The following is a 6,000-nucleotide window of genomic DNA, read 5'->3' as shown; positions in this document are numbered from 1 at the left end:
GACCCCGCACATCGCTCCAAAACGCTGAGATCCAGCGGAAATCGGCGTTGTCGCCCGGGGGGGGGGGAAACCCCCCCCCACGCGAAAGCGGGGCAGAACCACGGGAAAAACCCCCCCCCCCCGCCCCCCCCCCCCGGCGGGCCCCCCCCTCGACTTCATCACAGGGTTGCTTCGTCCACTTCATGTTGGACGACCCGGACGCGCAGAAAAAAGCGCCTGCGGCGGGTCCCTTGTTAACCACCATGATGCGGGACCACAGCGACAGGGCGTGCCGGAGACGGTCAATCCGGCCGGCGATGTCGTCGCCGGCGCCGACGGTCTCATTCAGGATCAGCATCGACCAAAGAGCGAGGCCACTGCCGTTATGCTCGAGATCTGGGGACGGCGGCTTGGCGATCGCCGTCTACTCGGCGTTTCTCGAACTCACTGCATGCAAGACCGTGACGAAGCCCTTCACATTGCGGGTCGGGACATAGCTGGCTTCTTGGCGCGCTACCACCGCTAGAGATGCAGACTTCGCCCGACAGCTCCTGCTGGAGCGCGGCTTGGATCTGATGGCAGAATTCTTGCGGAGACGCGGACAAGTGGGGAGCACTCCAACCCTACACACGCGTCACTGGGCTATCAGTGTTGACCGTATTATCTTCGGAATGGCAATGGCATATTTTACAAAGCACGACCGCAATCAAATTATATACCGCAGCTGGGAAGAGCCGGAACAGTCAAGCGCAAGGATGAGAATTTTGGTCCTCAAGCTTGATCATGTCGGCGACTTTTGGATGTCTCTAGGGGCCCTAAAGGACCTTCGTCAGCGTTTTGCGCATGCCCACATTACGCTGGTGGTGGGAAGCTGGAACATCGCTACTGCAAAACAGTTCGACCTCGCCGACGATCACATTGCTTTTGACTTTTTTCCTCGCAACCCAAAAGTCAAAACGCGCAAAGAAGCCGCCGACATAAGGCCGCTGCTGACCGGCGAGTTTGATCTTGCCATTGATATGCGTGTTCCGGAAGAAACAAGGCCCATCTTGCTTGAAGTCCCCGCCAGGCACCGTGCCGCGATAGTTGATCCGTACAGCATGCATCAGATCGATATTGCGATAGCGCCATTCAATCTGAAACTGCGCAGAACCATCTTCTACAAGCTGGTCCAAAAAATAGGGCTTGCTAACAAAATCCCTCGTAGATGGCTTGATTGGTTCATTGACCGCAAGCAGGTGCGTCTCCAGCATGTGTCAGAAATCCTCCTCTTTCTGGTCGCAAAGGCAGCTGCCTATTTCGAAAGCGGAGCGGGTCACCCACAGAATTCGACTACAGGCAATGCCCCGATTGTCGTGGCTCCGTTCTCCAATTCCAGCCTGCGAGATTGGCCGATTGAAAGTTTTGGCAAAGTTGTCGCTGCTCTTTCGACCCGTGGTGAGGTGGTCCTCGTTGCCCGTGGCGAATGCCTGGAAGCGCTTGAGGAGGTTGCGAAGATAGCTCGGGATTGTGGAGCCGCGAACATTCGGACGGCTGTCGACTTGTCGGAATTGGAATTCAATTATCTCGTGAATTCGGCCGCGCTCGTCGTTTCGAACAATTCAGGCACCGGGCATGTCGCCGCCCAGCTTGGCCGCCCTACTATCGGCATTTTCACGGCGTCACATCTACCGGAGATTTGGGGGTTTCGAGGTCCCCTGGTCAGCATGCTTATGAGTGTTATTGAATGTCGCGGGTGTGGTCTGGACCAAGTGCGGCATTGTCCGGTCAAAGTCCGATGCAAGTTCGACATCACGCCGGATCTCGTGATTGCCGAGGTAAACGCCTTGATGAATCATTGTAAGGGTACGGCACAAGCTTAGTGGCTCGCGGTCACCATAACCGCGATTGTCCAGATCTTGGTCGCTGATTCAATCGCTACAAACATCTAAAGGCCGAAATTCAGAATCGAATCGACTTGGTCGAAGGACCGCAGTGGCGATATCACCCCCTGGGCCGGGCGACCATTTCGTTTTCGTTCGCATGCCCGTCCATAGCGACAGCGCCACTAACAGCAGATGAACCACACAAAGTGAGGGAGACCCCAATTAAGTGCCAAGCGACAGCTGGCCCAAGGCGCCTGGCTGAAGGCGCATGAAAACCTCATATCACCGGGCAGACCGGCACCGGAAAGACTTGGCTGGCCTGCGCCTTCGGACGTCAGGCCGCCCGGCTCGATCATTCCGTGCTCTACCTGCGCATGCCGCGTCTGTTCGAAGATCTCGCCCTGGCGCGTCATTGTCTCGGTCGAGGGGTGCACTCCACGACTGTCTCGTTTTTGCGAAATACGCACGTCCGACGCAGCTTGCGTTGACAAAGGCGGTTTTACGCGCAGTTGCAATAGCACTTCCGCCGGCCTATTTTTGTGGGGTTCAATTGTGGTTCGGCCAAGGGCGCTTTGGGCGCCGGACCGGCCCCGTGTAAACCTCATTAAAGAGCTAGGAACCCTGCCATGGAAGAATTCTTATCGCGCATCGCCACTAGTGCCGGCATCGGCCCGGCTCTCGCAGAGAAGGCCGTTGGGTTAATGCTGGGTTTCCTGCAACGCCACGCGGCCGACGGTCCCGTTGCGCGCATGATCGAGGCCATTCCCGGAGCTTCGGAATTAGTGGCGAAGTATCATGGCGATGACCCAGAGGGCGGAGGCGGCCTCATGGGGCTCGGCCAGCAATTGATGAGTGAGGGTCTCAGCCTTCTAAAGATCGCCGCCATCGCCAACGAGACGATCGCCTTCGCCAAGGAACATGCCGGCGACGAACTCGTGGACGAGGTCCTCAATTCCGTTCCTGGCCTTCCCCAGTTCGTCTGATCAGCGGCAGCCGGGGGCGCATGACCTCGTGCGCCCGTGCCGGCCCGTCTGCGCAGGTAGGCATTCTCCGCCGAGCGTTCCGTACCGATCTCGCCAGACCACCAACCGCCGGGCACGCGAAGCGAGCGTTGGAGTACTTCATTCGTCTATTCCAAAATCGACCTCAGGCGAATCGATGTGTATAATTTCTGGCGGTAAGGGTTTATCCTGAACGCTTTCGATGAAGCCCGCGAGATAAGCAAACGTATTGTATTTCTCGAGGACCAACCGCTTCGCCTCTCGTATTGCGCCGCGACGCTCCTTCCAGAGGTCCGACTTGATGATTTCTTGAATTTTTTGGATTACGTTCTTGTCCTCTGGGTCAATCAGAACCATTGAGTCCGAAGGGAAGAACCTCGTGATTGCCGGGCTGCCGTAATAGATCGGCATTGTTTCAGCAACGAAGCAGTCCATAAGCTTCTCTGTAAAATAGTAATCAGCACGAGTATTCTCGAAAGCTATACTGTAACGGTAAGGTGCGAGCGCGTTCCATTTGTCTCCAATCAGCCGAAAACCTCGGCCGAACAGGTCAAAATCGAGCTCCTCTCTCAGCCGTTCCAGAAACGCCAGCCGATATCGATGCCCTTTAAGCAGGGCGATGTTACTGGTAATCCATGAGAGCCGAAGCGGCTTGTCCACGACTTCGCTGACCAGAAGTTGGTCATATGTCTTGTTTACAGACCAAGACCGAGTGATAGGTGGAGCCAAAACGAATCGGCGCGCTGCATTCTGCCGAGCAGCCAGCTCTGCGTCAGACGTCAGGACGATAGTATTTTTCCCCTGCCCTTCATGAAATGCGCGATGAGCTTTCGTCGGCGGTTCGCCGATTGCAAAAATTGTCCTGTTTGGGCTCGCCTCGATATCAACAGGGAGCCCAAAAAGAGAAGCAGAGTTAAAGACGATATGCCAATCGGGCACGAAGGATGTCGTGCGTACAAAAGCGACATTGTTCCAGATTCCACTGCCCTTTGGAGTGAGTTGGTGGATTGCATCATCCAAAACGCCCCAAGAATCCAGACATGTAGCAACAATGGGCGCCGGACGTTCCGTCAACAATTTGGCCAACAAAGCAGTTCCACCCCATTCACTTCCGTTGGACCGGGAGCAACTTGTGCATCGGGCGCAAGACCTCTTTGCGCCTGAAATAGCTCGCGATCCTGATCGATATCAAACACACGATTCTGTGCGACTTCGCGCCATTCGACAACTCATCTCTAAGACCGCGGGAATCCCTTCACTCGTGAAGGTACTCAATCGCCATTCCGGATTGCGGTAAGATTGGGCAGCATAAACCTGCCGGGACCCGCCGTCGAGGCAATTGTCGCTTTGCACTTAACCAGGTTCTTCCTCACTTTGTGTGGTGATCAGGCCGGTTGAGTGGCAGCATGCGTGCCCTAAGGAGTTCGGAGCCCGCTCTGCAGTACATCGCACGCCGCCGCGCCGCCGCACTCGCAGCTAAGCCGTTGAATAAAATGCAGACTGGTTTTTCTGAGGCTGCACGTGCCGCGGTCGTGCCGGTCTTTCATTGCGTGAGGCCGAACGTGCGATTGGAACTCCTGCCGCCGCGCAAAGAGAGATTCAAGATTTGCGCCAACTGCGCTTGGCCGGCAGGTGGCATAGAGCGGCGCCTGAGAATGAAAGTGCCGGCCGCCCAGCCTTCATAGCCGTTCCTCCTTTGTGGCGTGACGGCCCGAAAGTCGCCATCGCGTCAGATGTTCATCAGGGTTCGGCATAGCCGGGGCTCGTCCGGCGACAGTCATGGCAGCGACTTCGCTTCTGGAGCCGCTCATCCGGCCGATAAGAACACATGCGCGTCCTAAGCTGTAATTCATCCGCCGGAGCTGACCAAAGCCACCTTGCTCTGGGTTGCGGCAATGGCGATTGCAGGCGAGAAGCCGAGAAGAACCGATGCGGCGAGGAGTCCTGAGGCCATCCGTCCACGAGACGTCACCAGGGAACGAAGTATTGCGTTCCGCGTTACACTACCGTATATACGTCCGCAGCACAGGAGCGCGCCATGGCCACCACAGTCACCAGGAAGGAAACACCCGTCTCGATGCGGTTTCGCGACGATGATCTCACCATCATCGACCGCGGCGCGGAGCTGCTCGGCCTGTCGCGCACCGAGTTCATGCGGCGCGCCGCGCTGCACGAGGCGCAGGCGGCCATCCTCAACGAAACCGTCATCCGCGTGTCCCCGGAAGCTTATGACGCCTTCATGCAGGCGATCTCAGCCCCCGCCGCTGCGCCCCCGCCGAAGGCGACCGAGCGGCTGCGTCGGTCCCCGCCCTGGGACCGTTAGGTGGCGCTTTCAGGCATCGAACTCCTCGACGACGCGCACCGCCTCGACAGCTTCGATTGCGGCAAGCCGGCGCTCAACGCTTGGCTGGCCGGCTTCGCGCGAACGAACCAGGTCCGCGGCTTTACCCGCGTCCTGGTCGTTCACGATGAGGGAACAGTCGTCGGCTATTACGGCCTCGCGCCGGGCGTGATCCAGCCAAACAGTGCACCGCGCGCCATCCGCACCGGACGCCCGCCCGATCCGATCCCCTGCCTGTTGATTGGACAACTCGCCGTCGACCATCGCTATGCCGGACAAGGCATCGGCAGCGGCCTGGTCAAGGACGCGCTGCATCGCTGCGTCGCCGGCGCCGACATCGTCGGCGGCCGCGCAGTGGTGGTGCGGGCGATCGACGCCGAGGCCGAGCGCTACTGGCAGAACTGGGGCTTCATTCCCGCGCGGGACAATCCGTCGGTGCTCATGCGCTCGATCCAGGACGTGGGCCTCTGGCTGGCCGACAAAGGCCACTAGCTCCACGCGCGTAGCGCCTCCCGTAGCGGCAGCGTCCGGGCGCGCCGGCCTGCAGCCGGATGACGATCCCTCACTCAGGGCCAGAGGGAGACGGCGGTCAGAGCGAGGAAGCTAGCAATAATCTGGGCGACTGGGCTGCCTACCAGGTCCCGCCTCGTGAAGGCGCTAGAGGATACTGGATCCAGCCGCCAAAGACCGGGAGATGGCGCGGCGCGCGGACTTTGGGATGATAGTCTGGGACGGCGCATCGCCCGGCACCGCCGTCAACCTGCTTCAGCTCGCCATCGCGAACAAGCCGTGCGTCATTTGCGATCTGGCCAGG

The 6,000-nt window shown here is 58.7% G+C and carries 5 protein-coding genes and 1 pseudogene; 5 read left to right on the top strand and 1 reads right to left on the bottom strand.

Annotated elements, in window-relative coordinates:
• The first annotated feature begins 554 nt into the window (after positions 1 to 554).
• The 3 genes and pseudogenes from NKI67_RS25955 to NKI67_RS25945 all read left to right on the top strand — a co-directional run bounded on the left by NKI67_RS25955 (position 555) and on the right by NKI67_RS25945 (position 2,827).
• Complete coding sequence (locus NKI67_RS25955) at positions 555 to 1,841, top strand: glycosyltransferase family 9 protein (protein ID WP_352647556.1); 1,287 nt, start codon at positions 555 to 557, stop codon at positions 1,839 to 1,841.
• Between the two features lie 243 nt (positions 1,842 to 2,084).
• Positions 2,085 to 2,254: pseudogene (locus tag NKI67_RS33920) on the top strand (ATP-binding protein); the annotation flags it as partial.
• A 216-nt stretch (positions 2,255 to 2,470) separates the two neighbouring features.
• Complete coding sequence (locus tag NKI67_RS25945; RefSeq protein WP_352647549.1) at positions 2,471 to 2,827, top strand: hypothetical protein; 357 nt, start codon at positions 2,471 to 2,473, stop codon at positions 2,825 to 2,827.
• A gap of 138 nt (positions 2,828 to 2,965) precedes the next feature.
• Here the strand turns inward: NKI67_RS25945 and NKI67_RS25940 are convergent, their stop codons facing one another.
• Positions 2,966 to 3,931 carry a glycosyltransferase family 10 domain-containing protein gene (locus NKI67_RS25940; RefSeq protein WP_352595041.1) on the bottom strand — a complete coding sequence of 322 codons (966 nt, stop codon included), beginning with the start codon at positions 3,929 to 3,931 and terminating at the stop codon, positions 2,966 to 2,968.
• Between the two features lie 952 nt (positions 3,932 to 4,883).
• Between NKI67_RS25940 and NKI67_RS25935 the strand changes: the two genes are divergently transcribed.
• Positions 4,884 to 5,168, top strand: coding sequence for a type II toxin-antitoxin system TacA family antitoxin (locus NKI67_RS25935; RefSeq protein WP_352480559.1), 285 nt, complete (start codon positions 4,884 to 4,886; stop codon positions 5,166 to 5,168).
• Complete coding sequence (locus NKI67_RS25930; RefSeq protein WP_352647547.1) at positions 5,169 to 5,678, top strand: GNAT family N-acetyltransferase; 510 nt, start codon at positions 5,169 to 5,171, stop codon at positions 5,676 to 5,678. It begins immediately after the preceding gene.
• Positions 5,679 to 6,000 lie beyond the last annotated feature (322 nt).

Origin of the sequence: Mesorhizobium sp. M0408, from assembly GCF_040321495.1 — a bacterium.
Taxonomy (GTDB): Bacteria; Pseudomonadota; Alphaproteobacteria; order Rhizobiales; family Rhizobiaceae; genus Mesorhizobium.
This window is presented reverse-complemented; position numbering and strand designations above follow the sequence as displayed.